This window comes from Aporhodopirellula aestuarii, from assembly GCF_023701485.1.
GTDB lineage: Bacteria > Planctomycetota > Planctomycetia > Pirellulales > Pirellulaceae > Rhodopirellula > Rhodopirellula aestuarii.
This window is the reverse complement of record NZ_JAMQBK010000060.1, coordinates 33,909-58,736: the sequence shown is the minus strand read 5'-3', so window position 1 is coordinate 58,736 and position 24,828 is coordinate 33,909. Positions and strand designations below refer to the sequence as shown.

At 56.4% G+C, this 24,828-nt stretch carries 23 protein-coding genes; 14 read left to right on the top strand and 9 right to left on the bottom strand.

The annotated features are described in order from the left end of the window. Positions 1-223 precede the first annotated feature (223 nt). On the bottom strand, positions 224-1,171 hold the full coding sequence (gene lipA / locus NB063_RS20880; protein ID WP_250930709.1) for a lipoyl synthase: 948 nt from the start codon (positions 1,169-1,171) through the stop codon (positions 224-226). 159 nt (positions 1,172-1,330) lie between these two features. Between lipA and smpB the strand changes: the two genes are divergently transcribed. From smpB to NB063_RS20830, 10 genes are all read left to right on the top strand, one after another. Then, positions 1,331-1,909: an SsrA-binding protein SmpB gene (smpB, locus tag NB063_RS20875; protein WP_322975262.1), complete on the top strand. Its 579-nt coding sequence runs from the start codon at positions 1,331-1,333 to the stop codon at positions 1,907-1,909. A 99-nt stretch (positions 1,910-2,008) separates the two neighbouring features. Next, positions 2,009-2,686: an ABC transporter ATP-binding protein gene (locus NB063_RS20870; RefSeq protein WP_250930707.1), complete on the top strand. Its 678-nt coding sequence runs from the start codon at positions 2,009-2,011 to the stop codon at positions 2,684-2,686. 4 nt (positions 2,687-2,690) lie between these two features. Further along, entirely contained in the window at positions 2,691-4,052 is a 1,362-nt protein-coding gene (locus NB063_RS20865; protein WP_250930706.1) for an ABC transporter permease, read from the top strand. A gap of 20 nt (positions 4,053-4,072) precedes the next feature. Continuing rightward, positions 4,073-5,074 (top strand): arsenosugar biosynthesis radical SAM (seleno)protein ArsS, encoded by a 1,002-nt coding sequence (gene arsS, locus NB063_RS20860; protein ID WP_250930705.1) that lies wholly within the window; start codon positions 4,073-4,075, stop codon positions 5,072-5,074. A 313-nt stretch (positions 5,075-5,387) separates the two neighbouring features. Beyond that, positions 5,388-5,795: an SseB family protein gene (locus tag NB063_RS20855; protein ID WP_250930704.1), complete on the top strand. Its 408-nt coding sequence runs from the start codon at positions 5,388-5,390 to the stop codon at positions 5,793-5,795. A 377-nt stretch (positions 5,796-6,172) separates the two neighbouring features. Further along, complete coding sequence (locus tag NB063_RS20850) at positions 6,173-7,543, top strand: porin (RefSeq protein ID WP_250930703.1); 1,371 nt, start codon at positions 6,173-6,175, stop codon at positions 7,541-7,543. Positions 7,544-7,785: 242 nt separating this feature from the next. Further along, entirely contained in the window at positions 7,786-9,723 is a 1,938-nt protein-coding gene (locus NB063_RS20845) for a membrane or secreted protein (protein ID WP_250930702.1), read from the top strand. A gap of 150 nt (positions 9,724-9,873) precedes the next feature. Then, the gene (pgl, locus tag NB063_RS20840; RefSeq protein ID WP_250930701.1) at positions 9,874-10,593 is read left to right on the top strand and encodes a 6-phosphogluconolactonase; all 720 of its coding nucleotides are present in this window, start codon (positions 9,874-9,876) and stop codon (positions 10,591-10,593) included. Between the two features lie 60 nt (positions 10,594-10,653). Then, positions 10,654-11,013: a hypothetical protein gene (locus NB063_RS20835; RefSeq protein ID WP_250930700.1), complete on the top strand. Its 360-nt coding sequence runs from the start codon at positions 10,654-10,656 to the stop codon at positions 11,011-11,013. A 116-nt stretch (positions 11,014-11,129) separates the two neighbouring features. Next, on the top strand, positions 11,130-11,423 hold the full coding sequence (locus tag NB063_RS20830) for a hypothetical protein (protein ID WP_250930699.1): 294 nt from the start codon (positions 11,130-11,132) through the stop codon (positions 11,421-11,423). Positions 11,424-11,442: 19 nt separating this feature from the next. Here the strand turns inward: NB063_RS20830 and NB063_RS20825 are convergent, their stop codons facing one another. From NB063_RS20825 to NB063_RS20800, 6 genes are all read right to left on the bottom strand, one after another. Beyond that, entirely contained in the window at positions 11,443-12,405 is a 963-nt protein-coding gene (locus NB063_RS20825; RefSeq protein ID WP_250930698.1) for a hypothetical protein, read from the bottom strand. A gap of 161 nt (positions 12,406-12,566) precedes the next feature. Then, entirely contained in the window at positions 12,567-13,751 is a 1,185-nt protein-coding gene (locus tag NB063_RS20820) for a GNAT family N-acetyltransferase (protein WP_250930697.1), read from the bottom strand. 204 nt (positions 13,752-13,955) lie between these two features. Further along, positions 13,956-14,108 (bottom strand): type B 50S ribosomal protein L36, encoded by a 153-nt coding sequence (gene ykgO / locus NB063_RS20815; protein ID WP_250930696.1) that lies wholly within the window; start codon positions 14,106-14,108, stop codon positions 13,956-13,958. Between the two features lie 95 nt (positions 14,109-14,203). Further along, a complete protein-coding gene (locus NB063_RS20810; protein WP_250930695.1) occupies positions 14,204-15,979 on the bottom strand; it encodes a hypothetical protein in 1,776 nt (591 codons plus the stop codon). 10 nt (positions 15,980-15,989) lie between these two features. After that, positions 15,990-16,649 (bottom strand): FHA domain-containing protein, encoded by a 660-nt coding sequence (locus tag NB063_RS20805; RefSeq protein WP_250930694.1) that lies wholly within the window; start codon positions 16,647-16,649, stop codon positions 15,990-15,992. Positions 16,650-16,827: 178 nt separating this feature from the next. After that, complete coding sequence (locus NB063_RS20800; RefSeq protein ID WP_322975260.1) at positions 16,828-18,312, bottom strand: class I SAM-dependent rRNA methyltransferase; 1,485 nt, start codon at positions 18,310-18,312, stop codon at positions 16,828-16,830. A gap of 263 nt (positions 18,313-18,575) precedes the next feature. On the opposite strand from NB063_RS20800, the gene NB063_RS20795 reads away from it, so the two are divergent. The 4 genes from NB063_RS20795 to NB063_RS20780 all read left to right on the top strand — a co-directional run bounded on the left by NB063_RS20795 (position 18,576) and on the right by NB063_RS20780 (position 22,308). Continuing rightward, the gene (locus NB063_RS20795) at positions 18,576-18,851 is read left to right on the top strand and encodes a 4Fe-4S dicluster domain-containing protein (protein ID WP_250930693.1); all 276 of its coding nucleotides are present in this window, start codon (positions 18,576-18,578) and stop codon (positions 18,849-18,851) included. A gap of 6 nt (positions 18,852-18,857) precedes the next feature. Next, positions 18,858-20,087, top strand: coding sequence for a flippase-like domain-containing protein (locus NB063_RS20790; protein WP_250930692.1), 1,230 nt, complete (start codon positions 18,858-18,860; stop codon positions 20,085-20,087). Next, a complete protein-coding gene (truB, locus tag NB063_RS20785; RefSeq protein ID WP_250930691.1) occupies positions 20,084-21,136 on the top strand; it encodes a tRNA pseudouridine(55) synthase TruB in 1,053 nt (350 codons plus the stop codon). Before NB063_RS20790 ends, truB begins: the two co-directional genes overlap by 4 nt. 65 nt (positions 21,137-21,201) lie before the next feature. Continuing rightward, positions 21,202-22,308 carry a DUF3500 domain-containing protein gene (locus tag NB063_RS20780; RefSeq protein ID WP_250930690.1) on the top strand — a complete coding sequence of 369 codons (1,107 nt, stop codon included), beginning with the start codon at positions 21,202-21,204 and terminating at the stop codon, positions 22,306-22,308. A gap of 72 nt (positions 22,309-22,380) precedes the next feature. Here NB063_RS20780 and NB063_RS20775 read toward each other — a convergent pair whose 3' ends face one another. Both NB063_RS20775 and NB063_RS20770 read right to left on the bottom strand, forming a co-directional pair. After that, positions 22,381-24,093: a vWA domain-containing protein gene (locus NB063_RS20775; RefSeq protein WP_250930689.1), complete on the bottom strand. Its 1,713-nt coding sequence runs from the start codon at positions 24,091-24,093 to the stop codon at positions 22,381-22,383. 28 nt (positions 24,094-24,121) lie between these two features. Next, positions 24,122-24,706 (bottom strand): DJ-1/PfpI family protein, encoded by a 585-nt coding sequence (locus NB063_RS20770; RefSeq protein WP_250930688.1) that lies wholly within the window; start codon positions 24,704-24,706, stop codon positions 24,122-24,124. Positions 24,707-24,828: the final 122 nt, after the last annotated feature.

The window sequence follows — 24,828 nt, the reverse complement described above, 5'->3', positions numbered from 1 at the left end:
ATTGTAACCCGAGCGATGACGCGAGGCGTCTTTGGCACGGTTTTTCGCGTATCGCCCAACTCGAAATCGCCTGTTTGAACGCCCAATTCGGATCACCCAGTCTGAGACGGATCACCGAATCAGATTCGAATCACAAAGGCGTCTGCCCGCATTTCGGTGAAGCCATTTGCCGGCGGATGGGACTGCTAGCATGCGTCCGCACCGCCCGCGCGTTCGCACCGGTTCAGATCCCGTTTCCGGCTGGTGTCCCTTCGACTTCCGTTTCCGCCATATCGCGGGCGTGGTAACTGCTGCGTACGAAGGGGCCCGCGGCGACTTTGGTGAATCCGATCTGGCGAGCCAGGTCGGCGAGTTCGTCGAATTCTTCTGGTGGAACGTAACGCACGACGGGCAAATATTTTTCGCCCGGTTGGAGGTACTGGCCGAGTGTCAGGAAATCGACGCCGTGGTCACGTAGGTCCGACAGGGCGTCGAGTAGTTCGCCGCGTTCTTCACCGAGACCAAGCATCAGTCCGCTCTTGGTTTTGACGCGCGAGTCATATTTTTTGACCTCACGCATCATTTGCAGCGTCCACGCGTAGTCGCTCTTGGGTCCGCGGACGCGGCGGTAGAGTCGTGGCACGGTTTCCATATTGTGATTGAAAACATCGGGGCGGGCTTCGATGACCCGACCCAACGCTTCTTTGCAATGGACGAAATCGGGGGTCAGCACCTCTGTTGTCGCCCCGGTCCGTTCCCGCACCGCGACAACGCAGCGGTAGAAGTGATCGGCCCCGCCATCGGGTAGGTCATCGCGGGTGACCGACGTGATCACGACATGTTTGAGTCCCAGCTTTTCGGCCGCTTGGGCGATTCGATCTGGTTCATCGGCAGCCGGAGCTTCGGGGGGGCGTCCACGATGGACCGCACAAAATCCGCAGGGCCGCGTACAGACATTTCCCAGAATCATGAATGTTGCCGTTTGTTGGCTGTAACACTCCATGCGGTTGGGGCATTTGGCGTTTTCGCAGACTGTTTCGAGCCCGAGTTCATCCATCAAATGATCCGTCAGATGGTTTGAATTCGATTTCGGGATCGGCCGTTTCAGCCATCGCGGTAGACGCCCGGTGGCGCTCACGGAGGTGCCTTCGGGCATTTCGGGGGCGGAAACAACGGGCAATCGAAAAGCCATCGGATCAATCAGTTCAAACGAGAGAAAATTTTGCGGAGGACGCAGGTTGCGGAGTCAGTTCCCGAGTGTTCGGGATCGGCTGCGAACCCATTGTAGACACGAGACCAAAATCTCACCATTGCCGCCCCCACTGCTTCCCATTCCTGTCTTCGCGATACAATGCCTGCCATGTCGAAGTCAAAAACCAGATCGCACAAAACCACCCTGACGGCCGCCGGCCGCAAGGAAGCCGATACGAAAGCCAAAAAAAGTGGCAAGGGCTCGAAATCCGCTAAGTCGGCGGCACCGTCGACCACGCCGGTCGCGGAGAATCGCAAAGCGAAATTCCGCTACGAGATTTTGGATTCGATCGAGTGTGGCATGATGCTAACCGGCAGCGAAGTGAAATCGATGCGCGAAGGCAAATTGTCGCTCGATGAAGCGCACATTCGCGTCACGAGCGGCGAGTTGTGGCTGGTGGGCGCTGACCTCGCACAATACTCCAACGCCGGGTTGTGGAATCATGACCCCCGCCGTCCCCGCAAACTCCTCGTCCATCAGAAAGAATTCAACAAGTTCGCCGGTCTAGCGTTCGAACGAGGGCTCACGTTGATTCCTTTGCGGGTCTATTTCAATGACCGCGGCATCGCCAAGTGCGTGATGGGGTTGGTCAAAGGTAAGAAACTGCACGATAAACGCGAGACGATCAAGAAACGCGATGCCGATCGCGGACTTCAACGAGCGATACGGCGTGGATGATTCTTATCGGCCGGGAAATCCAACAGCCCGGCCCCATTTCACGGGCTCGCCGTTTCTTCGCTTGCCTATCAAGATGCCAATTAGCAAGGATTCCCGTCTATGTTGACGATCGCGAACCTCATCAAAAAGTTTCAGCAGCCCGGTGGCGGGGAGCTGACCGTGCTCGACGTCCCCCGGTTCGAAATCGCGAACGGCGAACAGGTCGCGTTGATCGGAGAAAGTGGTGGCGGCAAAACGACGCTGTTGCATCTGATCGCTGGGATGTTGGCGGCCACGTCGGGATCGATCCGGATCGACAATATTGAGCTGACGCGGCTCAGCGAACAGGGACGCGATCGGTTTCGAGCGGCGACCATCGGCTACGTTTTTCAAACCTTTAATCTGCTGCCGGCGTTTTCCGCACTGGAGAACGTCAAGCTCGGCATGTCGTTCGGCAATGGGCGAGTCGACCATGCTCGCGCGATGGACTTGCTCGACCGAGTGGGATTGGCGGATCGGGCGAACTACCGCCCCAAACAGTTATCCGTTGGTCAGCAGCAGCGGGTCGCGATCGCCCGCTCGCTGGCTGGGCGGCCGAAGTTGTTGCTCGCCGATGAACCGACTGCGAACGTTGATCCCGCCAGCGCCGATTTGGTGCTGAATCTGATCATCGATTCCTGTCGCGATGAATCGATCGCGTTGTTAATGGTGACACACAGTATGGAAGTAGCGGGTCGGTTTGAACGAATCGACCGACTCGAAGACATCAACCACATTCCCGCTCTGAAACAGGTCTGACCGAATGAATCTCCTGTTTATCGCGTGGCGAAACTTTCGTTATCGCGCGCTGTCTAGTTTCTTGACCACGTTGTCCCTGATGCTCGGGGTCGGATTGGTCGTGCTGGTGATGGCGATCTATGGCATCGTCAGTGAAGCCTTCGTCCGCAATGCGGCGGTGGGATACAACCTCGTCGTTGGTCCGCGTGGGAGTGCGTTGCAGTTGACGCTCAACAGCGTGTACTACCTCAGCCAACCGATCGAGAATTTGCCATACACCGAATTCATGGAGTTCTTTCCCGCCGAGGAACGAGCCCGGATGGTGCGTGAATATGGTGGCGATCCAGCACTCGGGGAGCGAGACGGAGTCTACGCGGGATTTGTTGCCGGCGGGTATGCGATCCCGTTGGCGTTGGGCGACTATTTCGGTGAGTTCCGCGTGGTGGGAACGACACCGGACTTCTTTGAAAAGTTGCGACACGGACCGGAGGTCGATCAACCGTTTACATTCCAAGATGGCCGCGCCTTAAAAACATTCACCCCGGAGAACCAATATTTCGAATGTGTGCTGGGGTCTCGCGTTGCGGCTCAAACCGGGCTCGGTGTCGGCGACACGATGAATCCGACCCACGGAGATCCGGAAGGGAAAGGGCACGGTCAGGGGTTCCAAATCGTCGGTGTGATGTCGCCAACGGGGACACCAAACGATCGTGCGGTGTTTGTTAATTTGGAAGGCTTTTATTTGCTCGAAGGTCACGCCAAACCGATTGAAGATGATGCGATTATCGTACCTCCGGAACGCGACCCCGATGATCCACGTCCGCCGCTGTTGATGATTCCCGAACGCGAAGTGACTTCGATCCTGGTTCGAAACGGCAACGTGATGTTTGCGCCAGGGATGCAGAACCGGATCAACGAGAGCGGTCGTGCTCAGGCCGCCGCACCAATCGGCGAGATCAATAAATTGATGTCCATGATCGTCGGACCCCTATTGTCGGCGCTGTTGGTGATCACGTTGATTACTTGCGTGGTCGCGGCATTTGGCGTGTTGGTCGCGATCTACAATTCGATGAATGATCGTCGGCGGGACATTGCCGTCATGCGAGCTCTTGGGGCGCGGCGTGGCAGCGTCACGTGGGTGATCCTGTTTGAAAGTTTGATCATCGCGATCATCGGTGGTGCGGCCGGATGGCTGCTCGCGCACATCGCGATTTATGGTGCAGGAACGTTTATCGAACAGCAAACCGGTGTCCAGGTGGGGCTGTTTTCGGTGAGCCAGTTTGAGTGGCTCTTGTTGCCGTTTGTGATCCTTCTGAGCCTCTTGGCCGGGATCGTTCCGGCGATGGCGGCGTATCGCACCGACGTCGGTTCGAATCTCTCCGCTTAGTTTTTTACAGGCAATCTTCGATGCTCCCGATTGTTCAGAATGACTCGCCCACGGGCGTCGTCACGCCTTTCTCGCAGCGGATTCGAGCGAACGGGGAGCGTTTTTTGCGTCGTGAGTTGAGCGAACTTCAGATCAATTTGGGCAAACTCTGCAATCAAACTTGCACACATTGTCACGTGGACGCGGGGCCCACCAAGCGACGCGAAAACATGTCTGCCGACGTAGCCCGGCGGGTGATGGAACTCGCCATGGAGACGCCGAGTTTGAAGACCATCGATCTGACGGGTGGCGCCCCCGAAATGAATCCGCATTTTCGCGAGATGGCCAAATTGTTTCGTGATGCGGGGATTCGCGTCATCGATCGATGCAATCTCACGATCTTGTCGGAGCCGGGTTACGAATGGGTGGCCCCGTTTTTGGCAGATAACGGAATCGATGTGATCGCCTCGTTACCTTGTTACTTGGAAGACAACGTCGATTCACAGCGAGGTGAGGGGGTTTTCACGCGGAGCATCGAGGGGTTGCGCCGGCTCAATGAACTCGGGTATGCCGTTCCCGGAAAAACCGATGGTCGGCTTCGGTTGGACCTCGTTTACAACCCCACCGGTCCGCATCTACCACCGGCTCAGGACGCATTGGAGGTCGATTATCGACGCGAGCTTCGAAATCGGTACGCGATTGAATTCGATTCGTTGCTCGCGATCACGAACATTCCGATCCGGCGTTACGCTCAGTATCTCCGCAAGCGAGGAGTCTTTGACGATTACCTCAAAATGTTGGCTGACGCATTTAATCCCGCAGCTATCGAAGGAGTGATGTGTCGGTCGCTGATTTCGATCGGTTGGGATGGCCGAATCTACGATTGCGATTTCAACCAGATGGTGGATTTGTCGATCGAGTCGCCCACAGTGTGGACGATCGAATCGCTAAGCGAATTTGTGGAGCGGCCGATTGCGTTGGCTGACCACTGCTACGGATGTACCGCGGGGGCCGGAAGCAGTTGTTCGGGCAGTTTGACCTGATGAAGCCAATACCTGATCCGGGGGCTCGAGGTCAGCGTTTTGGGCTGCGGGCTCGCCATCTTGAGGATGGAATGAGCCGTTTTGGAGCGTTTTGGGGCCGATTGATTCGACGCGATCGCCAGGAAATTGGGGGTGGTAGCGCCGCGACGGTATGCATTGCTTCTGTATTTCCTCCAAACTGGTTATATTGTCAGGGCCGACTCGAGAAAGTGAGTACTTTTGGTCGGTGGGAACGGACCTCTCCCGTCAACAGTAGCTGCCCGATGGATGATGCAGTGCCTCCTGCCATACTCTTTTTGGGTCACGTTCATTCATGGGTGCCGAGTCGGAGCTGAACGGTCAGAGCTTTCGTGAAGCGATTTTGCGCCATGACGTCGCATCGATTACGCAGCAGCTTGTTGAGAGCCAATTCGTATTGATTCACTTGGCGGAGGAAGCAGAGTCGGACGACGTTTTGGGCGCGCTGACCGCGACGAGCGGGGGACGCGATTATTTGGTCGCGTTTTCCAGCCAAAAACACGCCAGCCGGTTTGTCGAATCGCGAAGCGATCTGTTTGAGGAGGAGTCGGAGGTGAGCGGTTTTTGGGTCGATGGCCGCACTTTGCTGGACTATCTCGACGATGAACTTGGGATCTTGCTCAATCCGGACGGTGAGGGGCATCGCCAGATCGAAGTGGACCTCGTGCGAGAGATTCTCGACGAATTGGGTTTAGAGGGCTGAACATCGCCTCGTTCTGAGAAGCCGCGATCAGCTGAGAATTTAGATTTCTCTGGCCGCGTCGGGGGTGGTCGCGACGAAAATTCACAAACAAGCTGAGTTAAAAGCCCCGTAATCGGAACAGGTTAACTTTCTGGCCGTCGGATTGCGTTCTGAGAGGTCTTTTCGTGCCGATGGTCTTAATTTTGACGATTATGCGGGCCGATACGACTGTTGTGAACTTAACGCCTTGATTTAGGGACTTGCATCACTCAGTCGCCTTATTTTGTAGGGTGGACGACCCTCAAACCGCTGTTCACGGACGACAGCGAGACAGAGTGGGCGGGATGGAAGTAGACCGTTGAAATCAAGGGCACCATCGGGGGAAGGATCCACTAAAGATGAAATCTAAACGATCTAAATTATTGTTGGCTATTTGCGGGATTGCCGCTGCGACCTGGGGTTCAGTCGGCCCCACGGCGACAATGGCAACAGCTCAGGATACCTTTGTCTCCGACGCGATTTATCAGCAGACGAGCCAGAATGCTGGACAAATCCAGCAGGTCGGTTTCTGCGGAGGCGGTTCTGAATGTGACGCATCGCCAGTCTACGAAAGCGACTGTGGTTGCGAATCGCCATGCGATTGCGACATGGGCGGTTACTGTACTGATGAAAGTTGTGGCTGCGACGAAGCCGGTGGTTTCTTGCTCAACGGTTGTCAGTGCGACCTCGGCGAGCCGTTCTCGCTCTTCGGCGAAGCTCACGGCATTACCGTCGGCGGTTGGACTCAGTTTGGGTATCACACCAAGGCTGTGCCACTTTTTAACAATCGTCCTGATGAGTACCAATTGCATCAAGCTTGGTTGTATGCCGAAAAAGCCATCGACACGAGCTCAGGGTTCGATTTCGGTGGACGTATTGATTACGTCTACGGTACCGATGCTCAGGATACCCAGGCATTCGGTATCAATAACGACCACTGGGACAACGATTGGGACCACGGTTCGACGGACAATGGCTACGGCCATGCGTTGCCACAGGTCTACGGCGAGATCGGCTATGGCGACCTGTCGGTGAAGTTTGGTCACTTTTTCACCCTGATCGGTTATGAAGTCGTCGCGGCACCAGACAACTTCTTCTACAGCCACGCCTACACGATGTACAACAGCGAGCCGTTTACCCATACGGGGGCGCTGTTCACTTATGAAGCCTGTGATGACATCACGGCTTACGGTGGTTACACGCTTGGTTGGGACAGTGGTTTTGAAGACAACGGCGACTCGTTCTTGGGCGGAGCGACGGTGTCATTGACGGATAACTACACCGTCACGTACGCCACGACCGCGGGTCGTTTCAGTAAAGCTTTCCCGGACGGTGGTCAGAGCGAACGTGGATACATGCACTCGATCGTGTCTGACGTGACGGTCACGGACAAGATCCAGTACATCGGCCAATCGGACTACCTTCGCACCAAAAACGCAGCGGGCAATGTTCTCCGCGATACGATCGGGATGAACAATTATCTGATCTATACGGTGAGCGATTGCTTGGCTCTCGGTTCACGCTTCGAGTGGTATCAAGCCTCAGGCGTGTTTGACAATGAGGTCGACATTTATGCGTGCACCCTAGGTGCTAACTTCAAACCACACGCCAACGTGTTGGTCCGACCTGAAGTCCGCTGGGACTGGGTCGATGGTGTTGCGACAGGCATTTTGGAAAACGACGACGATCAGCAAACGACGTTTGGGATCGACACCATTTTCTTGTTCTAGACGAAAACGTCAGCACATCGCTGAATCGTTGTTCTCTGTGAACCATTTAAGACGAGGCGGTAACGATTGTTGCCGTACTCGTCTTTTTGCATGAGCCTGAACGGGTGTCTTACCTCTGCGGGAGGGGTGTTTTCCACTTGTTGTGGCTGGCGGTTGGCTGGCACCATTTCGCTGGTAATATGCGTGAGATACCATGCATAGTCCTCGAATTCCCCCCAAAACAATCTTTCGCGGAATCCAACGTGATCCATCGTTTTCAATCGAATCATCTCCATCTTCTGTTCTTTTCGCTGTTCGTCGTCGCGACAGTACTCGGTGGACGGCCGCAAAACGCCGTAGCCAACGGTTACGTCAGTGGATTGCGGTTATTGCCTGCCGATGCGGCGGGAGTCGCCTGGGTCGCCAACATGCCGGTCTTAGCTGCGTCTTGGCAGGAAACGACGCTGCACGAGCTGGGCGAAGATGACTTAATGCGACCTCTGATCGAGGCCAATCTGGGTGCCGACGGCGCGCTGTGGAGCAACGTGGGCGACAAGATCGGTGTACGACCGAAAGAATTCTACGAGATTGCGTCTGGGGAAGTCGTCGTCGCTTGGTTGCCATTTGAGAATGATCGGCGTCGACCTTCGTGTTTGTGCGTGGTCGCGGATATTCGTGGCAATCATCAGCAAGCGATCAGCGTCGTCGATCGGATTGATCAAGATTTGAAAGCGGACGGGGCAACGCGCACCGATGTTGAGAAGTTCGGTGAAACGATTCGGGTTTACCAGCCGAAAACCCGCCCCGGCCAGCTAAAGATCGAACAGGTCGTCATCGCGGTGACCGAAGACCGTATCATCGCCTCCAACCGAGACACGGTCGTGATCGACATGCTTGAGGCGATTCCTAACGGAGGACTCGCCGAACCCGTCGAGGAGGCTCCGTTATTCAAGGCGGTTGCCGAGCAAGTTAGCGATCGAATTGAGGTGAAGAAGCCGGGTTCCACATTTCAGTGGTACGTGAGGCCGCTTTCGATGGGCCGCATCTTGCGGGATGTTGCCAAAGTCGATCGGGGTAACAAAGTGAAGATTCTCAATTTGCTTGAGAATCAAGGCTTCGACGCGATAGAGGCGATGGGAGGGACCGTTGTTGTTCGCCAGGACGAATTTGATCTGTTGCATCGCGGATACGTGCACGCACCCCCGGTGACGGATCTTCCGGATCGGTATCGCTTGGCCGCCCGAGTGCTGCAGTTTCCCAACGGAAACTTGCAGGAGTTGCCTGGTTGGATCCCCAAAACCACCGCGACAGTCACGCAAATGAATTGGAAAATGGAAGAAGCGTTCTGGGCTTTGGAGTCGCTCGTCAACGAAGCCTTTAACGACAAGATCTTTCGACCGACTATTGCTGGGATTCGTGACGACGAAGAAGGACCACAAATCGATATCGAGAAAAACGTGATGCCGAATCTCGGCGAGCACCTGTTGCTGCTCACGGACAATACCGAACCGATCACCGTCGATTCGGAGCGTTTGCTGGTCGCGATCGAAGTGATCGACCAAGACGTGATCGCCAACGCGATCGCCAAGGCGATGGAGGTCGAACCCGACGTTCAGCTGGTCGAGTCGGTAAAGGGTGTCGATATCTGGAAAGTCCAACGTGGCGAAGGTGAAATCGAGGAAGAAGTCTTTTTTGACGATTTCGGCGGCGAGGACGATATGGAAGAGAAACAGCCGCCACTGCTCGATACATGGGCGATCGCGATGGTCGGCAAAGGCCCCGGCTCGACCACGCCTTATTTAATGTTTTCCAGCCACGTTGACTTTTTGATCGAAGTCGCTGAGCGAATCGGATCGGGGGCAGGCGACGGCTTGAACGAACAAGATGAGATCAAGGAGCTGCTCAAAACGACCAAGGAATTTGGTGGGGAGAAGCCTGCGATTCAACGCATCGTGCGGCTCCGAGAATCGTTGCAAGCGAAGTACGAGTTGCGGCGTCGAGGGGAACTCAAGGACAGTGACTCGGTGCTCGCGTCGGTCATTCGTCGTTTGTTCGAAGACGATGAGCAGGAAGAAATCGAACGGCCGAATGCCAATAAGTGGCCGCCATATTCGCAGGTGAAGAAGTTCTTCAAAAACGCATCGAGCTTCGTCGAGACGACGGATACCGGATGGTCTCTCAACGCGTTTCTGCTGCACTAAGATTTAAATCGCTGTGAATCATTGATCTTCTGCGCACGTCGCCCAAGTCGCGAATATCCGGCTCACGCTGATGTCACCCGATCCGGTTCCGGTGACAACGTGAGACGCGACGTCGAGAAATCACTCACTCCCTAACCTTGCAAAAGCATCATGACTGTCGAAACAAAAAAATTCGCCGATCCCTCATCGCTGGCCGCAGGGTTTGCGAAGGACTTCGCCGCGTGGGTGGGATCGCAATCGCAGGACAAAATTTGCGTCGCGTTGTCCGGCGGGAGCACACCCAAAATGCTGTTCGACTTGTGGGCGAGTGAGTACTCAGACGCGGTGGATTGGTCGCGACTGCATTTTTTTTGGGGAGACGAGCGATGCGTTCCTCCTAATGATCCCGAAAGCAATTACGGCGTCGCGAAAGAACTGTTTTTCGACAAAGTAGGGATCGCTGATCAAAACATCCACCGCGTTCATGGTGAGGCAGATCCTGAGCAAGAGCGGGGCCGCTATGAAGACGAAATCCGGGCGACTTTAGCATCCGATGAGACCGGGTTGCCGCGATTCGATCTGATGCTCCTTGGAATGGGCGATGATGGGCACACGGCTTCCATCTTTCCGCACCAACGTGAGTTGTTAGAGTCGTCTCGTGTGTGCGAAGTAGCACAACATCCCGTTTCGGGCCAAACAAGAATCACATTGACCGGCCCCGTCATTAAGGCGGCGGCAAAGATTGTGTTTTTGGTGACCGGCAAAGCAAAAGCGGACGTGCTCGCGGACGTCATTCAACATCGAGGTGCCTTTGAGACCTATCCGGCCTCCTACATTAATGAGGGCGACGTCGTTTTCTATGTCGACGGCGCAGCTGCTGAAAAACTGTAGCCTCTCTGGTATGAGAATCGCTCCGCGACGCATCACTGGATGATCTTACGGAAGCGAACAATGCGAACCCAAACGTCCCGAAGAAACGATTTTCATTCAGCGAAATGGGCACCCGGTCGCCGGAAAAAATCGCAGAGCGGCGCCGAAGTGTCGCTCAAAATCGTGATCGGGATGATTTTCGGTACCGAGGTCATCGGCGGCCCGACCCTGTTGAGCATGAGCGTGTTTTGGGATCTGGAAGTGGCCCGATTGCCCTCTTTTGGGGCCGTCTGGCTGATGCTCTCTGCGGCGGCGGGAGCCTGGGGATGCGTCCGCTACTTGCCCCGATTTTCACGTGATCGCGGGCGAGTTGCCGATTTCTTGATTGATCCGAAGCAGGTTCGCAGCTCGCTCGGATATTACGATCATCCGAACCGATGACCGCATGACGGCTTGCCTTTACGGAGGCAGGAGCCAAGGATAGCCTGTCTCAGCGAACCTGGAACGACAGGTCACACTTGGACTTTTTATCGGTCACCATAGAAGGAACGACATCGATGTCACGATTTTTCTTCGGCATCATTTTGGGCGCGGCGATGATGTACGGCGCAATGCATTACCATCTTGTCCGTGGACAAGATGGTATTTTCATGGTTCCCAAAGTCACCAGTGATCTGAGTGACGTCTACGTTGATATCCGCGGGTTCACACTCGAAGACTGGAAGCAGCACAAACCGTTGGCTGCTGCGATCTTGAATAGCGACCGTTCCGAGGTGTTAGCCGATTCAACCCTAACGGGTTTTCGCGACAACATGCATTCGCTAGTAGATCGGCTGTTGTCGAGTGAGTGACGGGTGGTGATGAAGAGTCTCAGGCCTCATCATCACTACTGTTGTCACCACCACGATCGCCCCGGTCACCGCCGCGAGCTCCGCGGTCGCCACCGCGATCGCCGCCCCGGTCACCACCACGAGCTCCGCGGTCGCCACCGCGATCCCCGCCTCGGTCGCCACCCCGAGCGCCTCGATCTCCGCCACGATCACCACCGCGATCTCCGCCACGATCACCACCGCGGCCGCCCACGTCTCCGAAGTCGAAAGGTTTGCCTTTCATTTCTTCGAATTTGGCTTTTTGGTCACTTGTCAAAACGGCCAAAACGTCCTTTTCGATTTCGTCGCGAATTTCTTCCATCTTTTCACGGATGCCGCTTCGATCGCCCGATTGCATCAGTGACCGCATCCGTTCGCGCATTTTGTTTTCTTGTTCGGTGCGAACGGTTTGTAGTTGTTCGCGTTGCTCTTGGGTCATTTCGAGCTGATCTTGGATTTCGGTGTCAGCGAGGGCCATCAAGCCACGCCGTTGCAGGACGAGTTGGTCGAGACGCTCCATCTGCCCTGGCATCATCAAAACTTCTTCGAGCAATTCGCGATGCTTGGCAGCTTGTTTTTTCTGTTCTGCTTGCATCTTGCTGAAGAACTCGGCTCGTTCTTCTTGGCTGGCATTTCGAAAATCCATGCCGCTGTTTTCGCGCGGTTGGTTGCGGATTTGTTCTTCGATTTTCTTGAGCGCTACTTCTTGTTCGGTGTCACAGCCGATCTCTTCGCGAACCTCAGGCGATCGCAACAACGCCATGGCAGGGTCACCTCCACCGCCCCGGGTGAAGCCTCCGCCACCGAATCCTCCACCTCGCATGCCGCCACCAGCCTGTCCACCTCGGTTGCCGCGATCACCGCCTCCTGGAGGTTGGGCGGAAGCGATCGAGGAAATCGGGAGTTCCATCGCGAAACTGACAGCCAGAATCGCAGCGGTGAAAAGGACGAAGCGTTTTTTCATGGTAGAGGATCCTAAAAATGATCAAGGGTTGGTTGTAGCAGTGTTCTCGCGCAGGTGATCGGCAAAGGGGAGTACGCCCTAGCACACCCTCGCAAGATGGTCTATCTCCTATAAAACACTTCCCCCTAGAAAAAGTTTCGCAGGGTCACTGATTGGCGAATTTAGCCGAGTTTCTTGATCCCAGCGGTGGGATGAATTGCCCGCCACGCCTTTTTGAGCTTCTCCTTCATCGGCATTCGTTTGACGCAGTGCGAAAGAGCGTTACCGGCCGAGTGAGTCAGGCGATGCCAGTTCGAATTGGTGATCGTCCCGTAGGCCACGCGAGTCGCCGTCGCCGTCTGTTTCTGCTTGTACGGTTGTTCGCCGTAACCCATGTCGATGCAGTCGATGCCATGGCAAGTTGATTCGCGAACCAGTTCGGTGAACAGCGCCGTGCCAGGCGAATAGCGGGAGAAGACGGGATCATAGGTGGGAAACCAATAATGCAGCCGCCCCTGCTCGATCATCCCGTAATGGGCCGCAACCACTTGGTCTCCCGCCCAGAGTACCGACAGGAGTCCACGCAGAGATTCGTTTTCGAGACGATCGGAAGAAGCAATATCCTGGCCTCCGTGCAGCACGTCGATCATCCGACGTGTCCAGTCGGGGAGAAACAAATCGAGGATGTGCGTGCGTTGATATTGAGCTCTCTTCCATTGGATCGTTTGGGAGAGGACGTCCGGAGATCTGCAGTCGACCTCCAGCCGAATTTTGCCGACCTCGCGACCGAGTTTGCGTGTTTTCTGTCCCTGCTTTCCGATCGTCCGATGGTCTTTGGTCAGTCGCCGAAGATAGCCGCGTGAGTCGCCTCCAAAATCTGCGCGGAACGCTCCGACGCTCTTCAGGCGATACTCACACATCCAGCTTTCCGCAGGATCAACGATCGCGTGCAGGTCGAATGCGAGGACGCCACACGCATGCATCAGCAAGGACCAGTCGACTTTCTCGGGAGGAAGTCCGATGACGTTTTGGGCGTCGTTGAGGAATCTTCCGACCGGAACGCCCACGCGCCCCACGCGATGAAAGGGTAGAAATCCGACGGGTTCGCTTGAGCCATCGGGGCCTGCGGGAGAAATCACCGCGACGAGAACATCACCGCGGGCTTGGTGGACGCCGGCGGAAAACCGAGAAGCAAAGAAAGGCTGGTTCCAACGGCCACTCTGCTGCCGCAGCTGTTCCCACCTCGCGAGCCATTCTGGGCTGAGTTGATCGAACGGCACCACCGCACAACTCAGGGGCTCGCCATCTCTTTCCGCCTGGGGCCCGGACTCCTTGAGCGGTTCCGCACCGTCGGATGCGATGGGCAAAGGGTTTTGGAGGTGCGCGCTTCGACCGCCGCCCCGTGAATCACTACGGGACCCGGGTGACTTGCCCACATTAGCGGGGGGCTCGGGAGAAGCGTTGGGCAACACCTGGGAGACGTTCTACTCGGCAAAGGTTCTTGATACGTTCGCGATGGACGCGTGAACCTAGATTAGCCGAGGAACCCCGTTAGCCAATAGAAAGCGGGGCTATCTGCGGCGTTTTTTGACTTTGGCTCCGCCTTGGCGGACTTTGAATTTCGGATTGCTCTTGCAAATCACGTAGATTCTGCCGCGACGCTTCACGACTTGGCAATCAGGGTGGCGATATTTCAACGCGCCAATACTGCTAACGACCTTCATGGGATGGATTCTCGGAAGATGGGCGATTGTAAGGGATTTTGTTTTTGGCCCCGCAGAATAGCGAAATTTCTGCGATCGGCAACGGCAATCGGAAGCTAACGCAGCATTTGCTCAAACGCGGAGGTCAGCTCATCGATGGGAAAGAGGCAAAATGAGAGTTCCCGGCTGGCCAAAATCTGCTCTTCGGCAGCTTCTAGCCTCAGTCGCTGCAATTTCGCCTGCAATTTTTGACGTTCGGACTGCAATCCGTTTGCGAGCGACTGGTTGACCGAGTCCATCTCGCGGTGCCACTGGCCACGTCGTCCCTTCGGGGGAAGGTGCTCGAGAAGCTCACGCTTTCGCTCGGCCAACGATCTCAGCTCTGGCTTACCATCGGCTAACCACCGCTCGCCGTGATACTGAGTGTCACGAATTTGGCGACAAAGTTCTTCCATTGCCGCAGGACGGTCCGCGTCGCGATCCTGACCAGGCAATCGAACGGTTGCCGAAACGACTTGAAATGCGGGAGGGGTGATTTGGAAGAACTGACAAATGATTCGATCGGCGAGTTGGTCGTATTTCCCGCCTCCGATTCCATGTAAAAACAGGTCGCTTAACAACAACCTGGCGAACATGGTTGTCATCAGTGCCCGAGGCCGTAGCTTGAATTCGGGTGACGAAGCTTCGGCGAGAGCTGTCGCGGCGGCATCGCGATCGTCGGCGGGTAGCAGCACCGAGCAGGCCGGTCTGGCACCGGATTGTCGATCGCTCAATTCCAACTGATTACCGATTCGTCTGACCCAAACGGCGCGACGAACGGGACGGTCATTGCCGTAGAGCCACAGCGGTAGTTCGATCCATTCGTCCTCTCGTCCCAGATTGGGGACCGGGTGGGCGGAGCTGCGGATGCCGTGCCAGGCACGGTAATGATTCGCGGCGCCGTTGTAGACGCGGTGGAAGCGGTCCGCATCGTCGATGATTTCCATCACAAAACGGGCGAACGGCAATCCTCGGACGGCGACACCGAGCGGAATCTCGAGTGTTTGCCAACCGAATTCGCCCTCGAGTGAATGTCGGGCTTGGGCCAACGCACATCCGGCGATTTCACACCGCCGAATGGCCGCGCGGGCGTGCGGCCACAAATCGGTCACGCATGGATCTGATACCAGTGGTGAGATCGCATGACGAACGGCCGTATCGAATTGGTCGAATTGCCGGAGGTCCCGAATTCTCGCCTGCTCAAACGGAATTCCAGCTCCCCCGGCGTCGTAGCTGACGGTTTCGTAGCGTACGCGTCCTGCCGAATCGCGTACGGGAACCCGAATGGATCGGCTCGCGGCGACATCGTTATCAATGACGAGATTGACGGCGTGGGCGCCGACATCCCGAGAGATTCGGTTGAGGGCAAAGTTCTTGAACCAAACGCCGGGATGGAACAAAGTTGGCTGGTGACCCGCCATGACGATCGGCACCGCGGCACGTTCCGGTTGCAGCGGTTCACGCGAGCCTGTGTTGCTTGCCACCGGCAACGAAGAAGGCACGTTGCGGTAGGCGGACGTGTACTGCCGTGCGTCCGAAAGAAGCTGTGTCCGGGCTAGATTTCGCAGGTCGTCCCAAAAATCCGACGGTGGAGCTGATCTTTTGTCTCCGGCCCCTGGGCTTGCGGCGGAAGCATTTGGGCGGGGGAGAGCTCCGCGTCGGGACAGGTTGCTTTTTAGCAGCAACTCAGCGTCGCCTAATGGCGGGGCGATTAAAGCGGTCTGGTTCTCACCACGGGCCCGATAGGCAAGGTATCCGACATCAGAGGCTTTGGCGTCTGTGCCATTGGGCTCCAAGCCCATGGAACAATCGGGAGGTGTCGGCGTTGCGTTAGGGGTGAGGGTGTCAGTCAAAGTGCGAAGTTCAGGGCCATTGAGGGTCGGTAATCGATCGATTGAGCGTGGCTAACCGTGATTGTACGTCGAGCAGGCGTTGCCATGCGGACTGTTTAAGCAAAACCTGTTCCGTGGCTTCGTCGGTTTCTGCCGTCTCAATCAATCGTTCGAGGCGGTTTTGGAGGTAGTCTAGGATCTCGCACAGCTGTGCCTTCTGGCCAGGGGTCAGGCTGTCAGGGATCGCCGGAAGTTCGTCGACCTGCAGGACCTCGACCGGGAGTGGGCTTTCAGGCTCCTGGTGCAATTCAACGGCAATGGATTCATCGGACGATTTAACGTCCCGACTTTGCGAACCGCTGCCGCCACCCATCAACCTTAGCCGTTCGGCAATCTGTTCTTCTGATCCGAGCAGCAGCAAGCTGCGGCCGACCGCTATCAAATCGCCGTGCCTGAGGATCTTCAGTTGGCACTCGGCTCCGTTGACCTTGGTTCCGTTAGTGCTGTCGAGATCGGTCAGTACAAGGCGATCGTTGTCGCGTTGAATTTTGAGATGACACCGGCTCACTCGCTCGTCGTTGAGCTGAATGTCGTTGCCCTCTTCGCGACCGATCGTCAGCGGGGTATTGATGTCTTCAAATACCTTGCCGCGATCCGACCCGTGCAAGACCTTGATCGTTACATTCGTCACCGATAGCCTCGATCGTGATTAAAAGAAGTTATAGCGGGCAAAATCGTCAGGACTCCATCCAAATGCGCAAACGCTGCGCCTAGCGTGCCGCCAATTTGGTAATGCGAAATTTGAGTGCTCAGGCCGCAGGCGATAGTCCAACAAAATCATAGGATAACCAAATTTCCCGCTTAGCGACTCAGTGAACTTGCGCGATCACGCATTTCAAATAGTCACTTTCCGGGCAAGATACCGCACATGGGTGATCTGGAGAGGGCCCTCTGGACTGCAGGATTACAATGTCCCTTTGTCGTTTTCGTCCCACATCAACAAGCATATTTAGGAAGTCGGCTCGCGAAACATGCCCTGAGCAACTGCACGTGACCAAAATCCCGCCGGGTGGCAGTAGGTCCACGGCGGACATGTTTAATCTCGCGTACGCCCGCAATGCCGCATCGACTTGGCGACGTGAACCGGCGAAGCGGGGAGGGTCCAAGACGACCGCGTCAAACGTTTCACCGCGTCCGGCGCAATTCTTGAGGTGGTCGAAACAGTCGGCCTTCTCAAATCGAACTTGGGACAGCGAATTGGCCTCCGCGTTTTGCCGTGCCATCTCGAGAGCCTTCTCACTGCTGTCGACCCCAATTACCTCGCTCGCTCCGGCTTTTGCGGCCGCCAGCGCGAAACCGCCGGTGTAGGTGCAGATGTCCAGGACCCGTTTTCCAGCCATGTATCGGGCCGCTTCGGCGTGATTGGCTTGTTGGTCGAGATAGCCGCCCGTTTTCTGGCCATCTCGCAGGTCGATCCCCATTTTCAAATCATTGTGGCGATACCAAACCATCGGCGACGAGTCGTCGGTCGCCGCGTCTGATCCGTTTGCGGCGGGCGAGATTCCTCGGCTCCAAGATTCGACTTCGGCGACTTGGTCGGCGGCGACGCCTTCGTGTTTGGCAGTCGCGGGGTCCATTCGGGCGATCACGCGTCGACACGGTGTCCCGTGTTTCTCGCACGCGTTCAGGACTTGGTCGATCAAGAATTTTCCGCGAGGCAGCAGTGCTGCGGCGGTGAACTGAACACTCAGGCAATCCGCGTACCGGTCCACGATGAGCCCGCTGAGTCGATCGGATTCGCTAAAAATCAACCGTTCACCCATCTCGGCGAGCTTCGATCCAGATTCTTGCACGCCGGTGTGATCAGTGGATCGGGCGAGGCGGCGACGGGCAACCGCTTCGTCGATCCGCTGTGCGAAGAAGGCGTCATCGATGGGTTGGTCGCGAGAAAAGCTATACAGCCTCAACCGCAACCTGCTGGCCGGGTTGGCCAGCCCGCGTGCGATCCAGTTTCCGTCGTGGTCGAGCAAATCGACCTGTTGAGAGATCCGATTTGCCTCCGGTGCCCCGGCCGCGGGTTCGTCGTTTGAGGGTGCCGTCTCCGCAGATTTGTCCGACGCGGGTTTCTTTGTTTCAGCGAGCGCGGTCGCCAATACCCATGGGTGCCGAGACAGAAACGGGAAATGCCGGTTCGGTTTGGTGCGTACTGTTTGAGGCGTGCTGGCTGCCGCCGGGGCAGAATCGGATGAAAGCTGCTCTGTGTGGACGGCTGAATTGCGAGAGGTTGGGTCGAGAGATGCGGAATCTGAGGACGGTTGGTCTGCGGACGACGATTGATCTGAGGGCGATGTCACGTGGGGTTATTTCGTAGGTGTTAAAAGCGACGGATAGGAAAGTATGCTAGTAAAAAAGAATTTTATTCGTTGGGCGGTTTGCTGAAACTTGCTAAATAGGCAAAATAGGACGTTGGCGGTTAGGTTGGGTTGTCGATTGAGTCAGTCTCTGAACTTTTTTATGCGAAGGTTTGGACGCTACCACGCCGATACTCGACGAGACGCTCGTTGATGGTTGCGAGACCAGAAGACGTTTTTTTCAAAACTTAAAAAGGTAAAAAGTTATGCACGTCGTCGCCGAACCCTGCTCGGGATGCAAGTACACCGATTGCGTTGTTGTTTGTCCTGTGGAGTGTTTCTACGAGGGCGAAAAGATGCTGTACATCCACCCTGAGGAATGCATTGACTGCGAAGCATGCGTGCCCGAATGTCCGGTAGAAGCGATTTTCCACGAAGACAATCTTCCCGAAGAGTGGAAGAACTATATCGAAATCAACGCGATTGAATCGGAAAAGTGCGAAGTCATCACGGAAAAACAAGAACCATTGGCGGATAACTAATCCTCAGTGGTCTCCCTCGCCTGGATCAAGCGTCTCGTTTTTCTGATCGTTCTGATCGGATTATTCAGTGCGACGAATAAGGCGGTGGAGCGATGGCAGAACGAGACGTCTGCGTTACGAGCGGACGTGTTGGCTCTTCAGGAGCGAGCGGCGGAGCAATCGGATCCGCACGCTGCCGCTCAATGGCAGCGTGAGGCCGATCTGCGGGCGGCCTCGATTCCTTCGTTAGCGAGCGTCCGTTGGACACGCGTCGGAGGGGCGGCTTTTTTGTACGCCTTAGGACTGATGCCCGCGGGCTTGGTATTGCATCGGTGCCTGAGGGCGTTTGCGGTTAATTGCACGCATCGCCGGGCTCTCGCGGCTCAACTGCTAGGCCATCTCGGCAAGTACATCCCGGGCAAAGCCATGGTGGTTTTTCTGCGTATCGACGCGGTTTTGCCCAAAACGCAGCATGCTGCGGCAGCCCAGCCTCTCGATAAAACCCTTCTGGATAAATCCGAGGTGCCGGCTCCGGACGAGGAATCACCGCGTGCGAAGCGTCCGATCGGTCGCGTGGCGACATGTGTGTTTTTCGAAACCCTGCTGATGATGGGCGTGGGTGGCGCGCTCGCGGGCGTTTTGCTCTGGAATTCGGATTTGCCTGCCTGGGTTCGTTGGTTCGCGGCGGCCACGGCGATCGGTTCGGCAATTCCTGTTTGTCCCCCTGTACTGCGTCGATTGGTCGAGTTCGTTGCTGCTCGGCGACGCATCAAAGAGGCTCGTCGCCCCGGCGAAGCGGAGCCTCATGAGAAGCCCGCGGGCAATTCGGCAGCGGACACGTCATCCGAACCCGTTGACACCAAATCTCAGGATGATTCCACAGCTCCGATTACCTGGACTTTGTTAGGTGGGTGTTATTTGATCTCGTTGGTGTCTTGGTTGATGATCGGGTTGTCGTTTGCGGTTTTGATTACCGCGATCCCATCGTTCGAGCCGATCCCGTCAATGACGCGGCTGATTCCAATGGCCACGGCGGCGATCTCGCTGGGGATGGTCATCGGCTTTGCGTCGTTGTTGCCCGGTGGTGCGGGCGTGCGTGAATATGTCACCTTATTGGTGTTGATGCCGGTGATTGGCGAGACGCAGGCTCTGCTCGCTGTCATCGCGGCTCGGCTGATGTTTATCGCCGTTGAAACGCTACTGGCGGGATTGGCGGCCCTTTATCTCCACATGCTCCAACCACTTCCTCACGGATGACCCCCACATCGACGTTGAACACTTTTGGTTTTCTTCCATACGTCAAACCGGTCGGAATGACGTCGCGTGATCTCGTCAATCGGGTGCAACGCCGTCTTCGTCGCGAGATGAATTGTCGGAAGCTGAAGGTCGGACACACGGGTACCCTTGATCCGTTGGCCGATGGGTTGGTTGTGATTGCGGTCGGTAGTGGTGCCCGTCTAACGCCGTGGATGTTGCAGCACGCCAAGCGGTATCTGGCTCGTTTCGAGCTCGGCGTTTCGAGCATCTCGGGTGACCTCGAGGAGCCAACAACGCCATTGGTCGGGGCGCCCCAACCCTCGACCGCTGAGATACAGCGTGCGGTTCAGGATTTGCATGGCTGGATCGACCAAACTCCACCGGCACATTCGGCGATTTGGGTCGACGGGAAACGGGCTCATGAGCGGGCACGTCTCGGTGAAGACATCGAGATGCCGACGAGGCGGGTGTGGATCGATTCGATCGAGCTGGTCAGCTACGAGTATCCGCACTTGGTCATTGATGTGCGTTGCGGGTCGGGCACCTACTTGCGTTCGCTTGGTATGGACATCGCTCGACGTTGTGGCAGTGTGGCGGTGATGACCGGTTTGACAAGGACGGAGGTCGGGCCGTTTCACATTCAAGCCGCTGTGGCCGAGGTGCCTCCCAACGATCCGCCGCCTGAAAATTTGGAGCAACTGTCCCAGGGTCTGACACCAATGGGCGATTTCACCGAACTGAGGACTCGCATTTGTTCACCCATGTCGGGACTGGGGCACATGCCCTGTCTAACGCTTTCAGCCGAGGATAGGCAACGCGTCTGCACGGGCTTGCCGGTGACGGGAGTGCCGAAACAACCACCGGAGGCGGATTTGGCTATGACGGGTTTTCGGGCCGAGTCGATCACGAAGCCGTTTGGGGAGCACGGCCAAACCAACGCACCGCCTGAGGAGTGCATTGCCGTTGACGCGGAGGGAAGGTTGGTAGGGGTGTTGCGAATGAAACTTGGTCAATGGGCACCCTACCGCGTGTTTCAGTCGCCCGATTGAACTAGAATCTCCACGCACGCCTGCCTCCCCCACCTCCCTCCTTCCTATCGAGAGTCTCCCGTCCAATGGCATCTCCCTCTGCTAATAAAAACACATCGCTGCTGGCGCGTGTGGTTCCGCCGATTGTCGTTTGCTTAGTCGGCCTTGTCGTCGTTGGGTTAAAAATTGGGCAATCACCCGCCGAACAGATGCAGACGTTTGCGGTGGCTTATCTCGAGACTCTCGATGACTCTCAGCGAGAGTTGACGATGGAGGACTTCGACTCGCCCACTCGTGTCGGTTGGCACTTCATCCCGAAGGATGAACGCAAGGGGCTGATGCTCGGCAAGATGAACGATGCCCAACGCACCGCCGCACTTCGATTGTTGCGAGCCGCACTCAGTGAAGCGGGATACAGCAAGGCCAACCGGATCATGCTGCTCGAAGAAGTGCTCAATGAAATGGAAGGCGGCAAGGGGCGATGGGAACGCAACCCGCAGCGTTACTTCGTGACGCTGTTTGGTGATCCACGTGGCGACGGCGGGTTAAGCGAAGGTTCAGTCGACGATGAATCAGCGGGCCGATGGGGGCTCAGTTTCGAGGGGCACCATCTGTCGCTCAACTTCGTTTGCCGCGGTAACGAAGTCCTCGACAGCACGCCCCAGTTTCTCGCGTCAAACCCAGCGACCGTGATGAATGAAACGACGGTCACGCTCGGCAAAGGGACAGCCGTGCTAAGCTTGGAAGAGCAACTCGGGTTCAAGCTCATCAACGCAATGTCGGACGAGCAACGAGAGCTCGCTGTGATCGCCGACGAGGCTCCCGCTGAGGTGCGCTTCGCGGGAGAGCCACAGCCGAAAGTGACGGTTGCGAAGGGGATTGAATATGCGAAGCTCGATCAATCTCAAAAAGACATTTTGCGAGATCTCATTTCGGCGTACACCGATGTTGCTGCGGGGCCGGTCGCGGCAGCGCGACGGGCGCAAATTCAAGAAGACGGCTGGGATCAGGTGCAATTCGCGTGGGCGGGAGCAATGGAACCGGGCATTGGTCACTACTACCGAATCACGGGCAAACGATTCTTGATCGAATTCGTAAACACTCAATCCGATCCGGCCGGAAATCCGGCGAACCATATTCACTGTTTCTACCGAGACTTGACGGGCGATTTCGACCTGCCGATCTCCGAGTAGTTATCTCCGAGTAGTTTTCGCCCAGCGGTGAGTGAAGCGGCGTCGAGGGTCCCCGCCGGGAACCCTTCCGCGTCAGGGTTTGGGGACGTGTCGGTATTGGCCGAAGTTGTTTTCGGCGATGCGTCGCATGCGACTTTCGCCTTCGCGACTGTGGTAGCTGATCGTGTGAATGATGCTGACCGGGTTGCTGTCACCAAACAGATTGGTGACCCGATTTTTCTCCTGTAGCAGGTCTTCGATACCCTGCGGAAACTCGCCGTCGGAGAGTAAGAAGATGACGTCGGGTTTGAGCTTTTGGAGAGCGTATTCCAGCGGTTCGTAAGGGGCTTTGCCGCGATCCATTTCCACACGCATCGCCCAGCTCTTGAGTCGTTGTTTGTTTTCAGAGGTGGCGTAGACACTTCGGGGTTCATCCTGGTCGGCCCGCGTAATACGCATGAAGTCACACTTGGCGTCAAAAAAGATGACATAGAAACGCTGTGATTCGGTGAGCATGCCGATGGACTCGATGAGAGCCCGCCGAGCGGAGATGAAAGCCTCGCCCATGCTCCCGGAACTGTCGACGAGATAGACAAAGTGGTTGCCACCGCCTTCGACGCCACAAAACTGCATCTTGCTTTTTGAATCGGATTTCAGTGATTTCAGCGATGCCGTGGAGGCAGCAGTCGGTCTGCGAAATGCCTGCGTTGACGGGGGCGGTGTGGAGGCTGTGGCGGCGATACCAGGCGTGACTTCGACGACCGCCATTTCGCCGAGTGGATCGAGTTCGTACTGAGTTTCATCCGGCGTGGTTTCGGAAGGATCTTCGGCCGGTTGGACCGTTTCGATTTGAAACGTTTCCATCGCCTCTTCGCTGGCTTCACTGACTGAGGCCGATAAAGCAACTTGGTCCTTGGGCATGACACTGGTGAGAGTAAAGCCCGCCAAGCAGATAAGAATGACGAGATGCACAACGGCGCTGACGATGACCGCAACGGATTGTCGTCGACGAGGTGGTGGTGCTTCGTTTTCATCGAGCACCACGTCGGTCAGGGGAGGCGGATGGAGGGCCGGTTCAGCGGAACTTGGATCGGGATCAGGCTCCAGTAGCTCGCGGTCGTCAACGATTTCTTTAGAATCGGGATCGAGCGAATTCTCCGGTGCATTTACGTGTTGACGGTTGCCGTCATTGATCGATTCCGGCGCGGTTCCCGTTTCTAAAGGAGTCTCACTGCCGTCTTGTTCTGTTCGCCGCAGCATTCGGGGCGCTCTGACAGCGGGATGCGGGCTGTCTGGCCGCACAAATTCTCTGGACTTCTGTTGTGCACTGCGAATGGCATCCCAACTGTTGAATCGCGGGAGACCTTCTTCAGGCACGTCAGGTTGGGGATCACTGGAATGAACCGCACCGGTTGGCGTCGATGTAGCGTCTTGCTCGTGGGCGTTCGTGGAGAAGGTGGCCGGATCGCCGAGGGAGGTGTCTGACGCGAGTTCCGGTGAAGCAATCGATGCTGAAGCAGTGCGGGAAAGCGATCCGAGAGACTTGACGTCGCTGATACCGAACTCGAGGAGCTTCGCGGGAGGGATCGATTCTCCGGCATCAAGCCGTCTGAGCAGACATTGAAGTTGTTCGGCCGAAGCATCCAGACGGGTTGCTTGGGCTTCCAGACGAGCGGCTTCCGCTTCACGCCGAACGCGGATCAGTTCGTGAAGAATGATCGCCCTTTGGTTGTCCGTGGTTTGGCTCGTCTCGCCCGGATTGATGGCGTCCGGGTCAGAAAAGCCGTTCGGTTCGGGAGCGTTCATGGAATATCGCTCATCGCGGTTACTTCATTTAAGCGGTCTCAAGCAATTTGTGGAACTCTCGAATCCACGCCGGGTGGGCGGGCCATGCCGGTGCGGTGACGAGGTTGCCCTCCACGTGAGCGGTGTCGAGTCCTTCACCCGGTGTCATGTATTTCCCGCCTGCTGCGGTGATTTCGGGTGCGACGGCTGGATAGCTGCTGCATTCGCGTCCTGCCAGAACGCCTGCGGCGACAAGAATTTGTGGGCCGTGGCAAATAGCGGCGAGCGGTTTGGATGTTTCGGCGAAGTGACGGACCATGTTGAGGACCTGCGGATCGAGCCGCAGATACTCCGGTGCCCGCCCGCCTGGGATGATCAGCGCATCGAAGGCGGCCGGGTCGGCGGAGGCAAATTCCGCGTTGATGGCAAATCGGTGACCCGGCTTTTCTGTGTACGTCTGATGACCCTCAAAGTCGTGGATTGCCGTGGCGACGGTATCGCCTGGGCGTTTGCCTGGGCAAACCGTGGAGACTTCGTGACCGAGCATTAGCAGCATCTGGTAGGGCACCATCGCTTCGTAATCCTCTACGAAGTCGCCGACGATCATCAATATTTTCTTTCCTGTGCGTGCCATTTCCGTTCCGGGACGTGTTTTTCAGCAAAAAGGGTGGTGCGTTCGACAGACTCAAGGCAGTGTACAAAATGCGATCAAGTCGACGCGGAATCAAATCAGCTTACCGGATTGTCGTCGGGAGT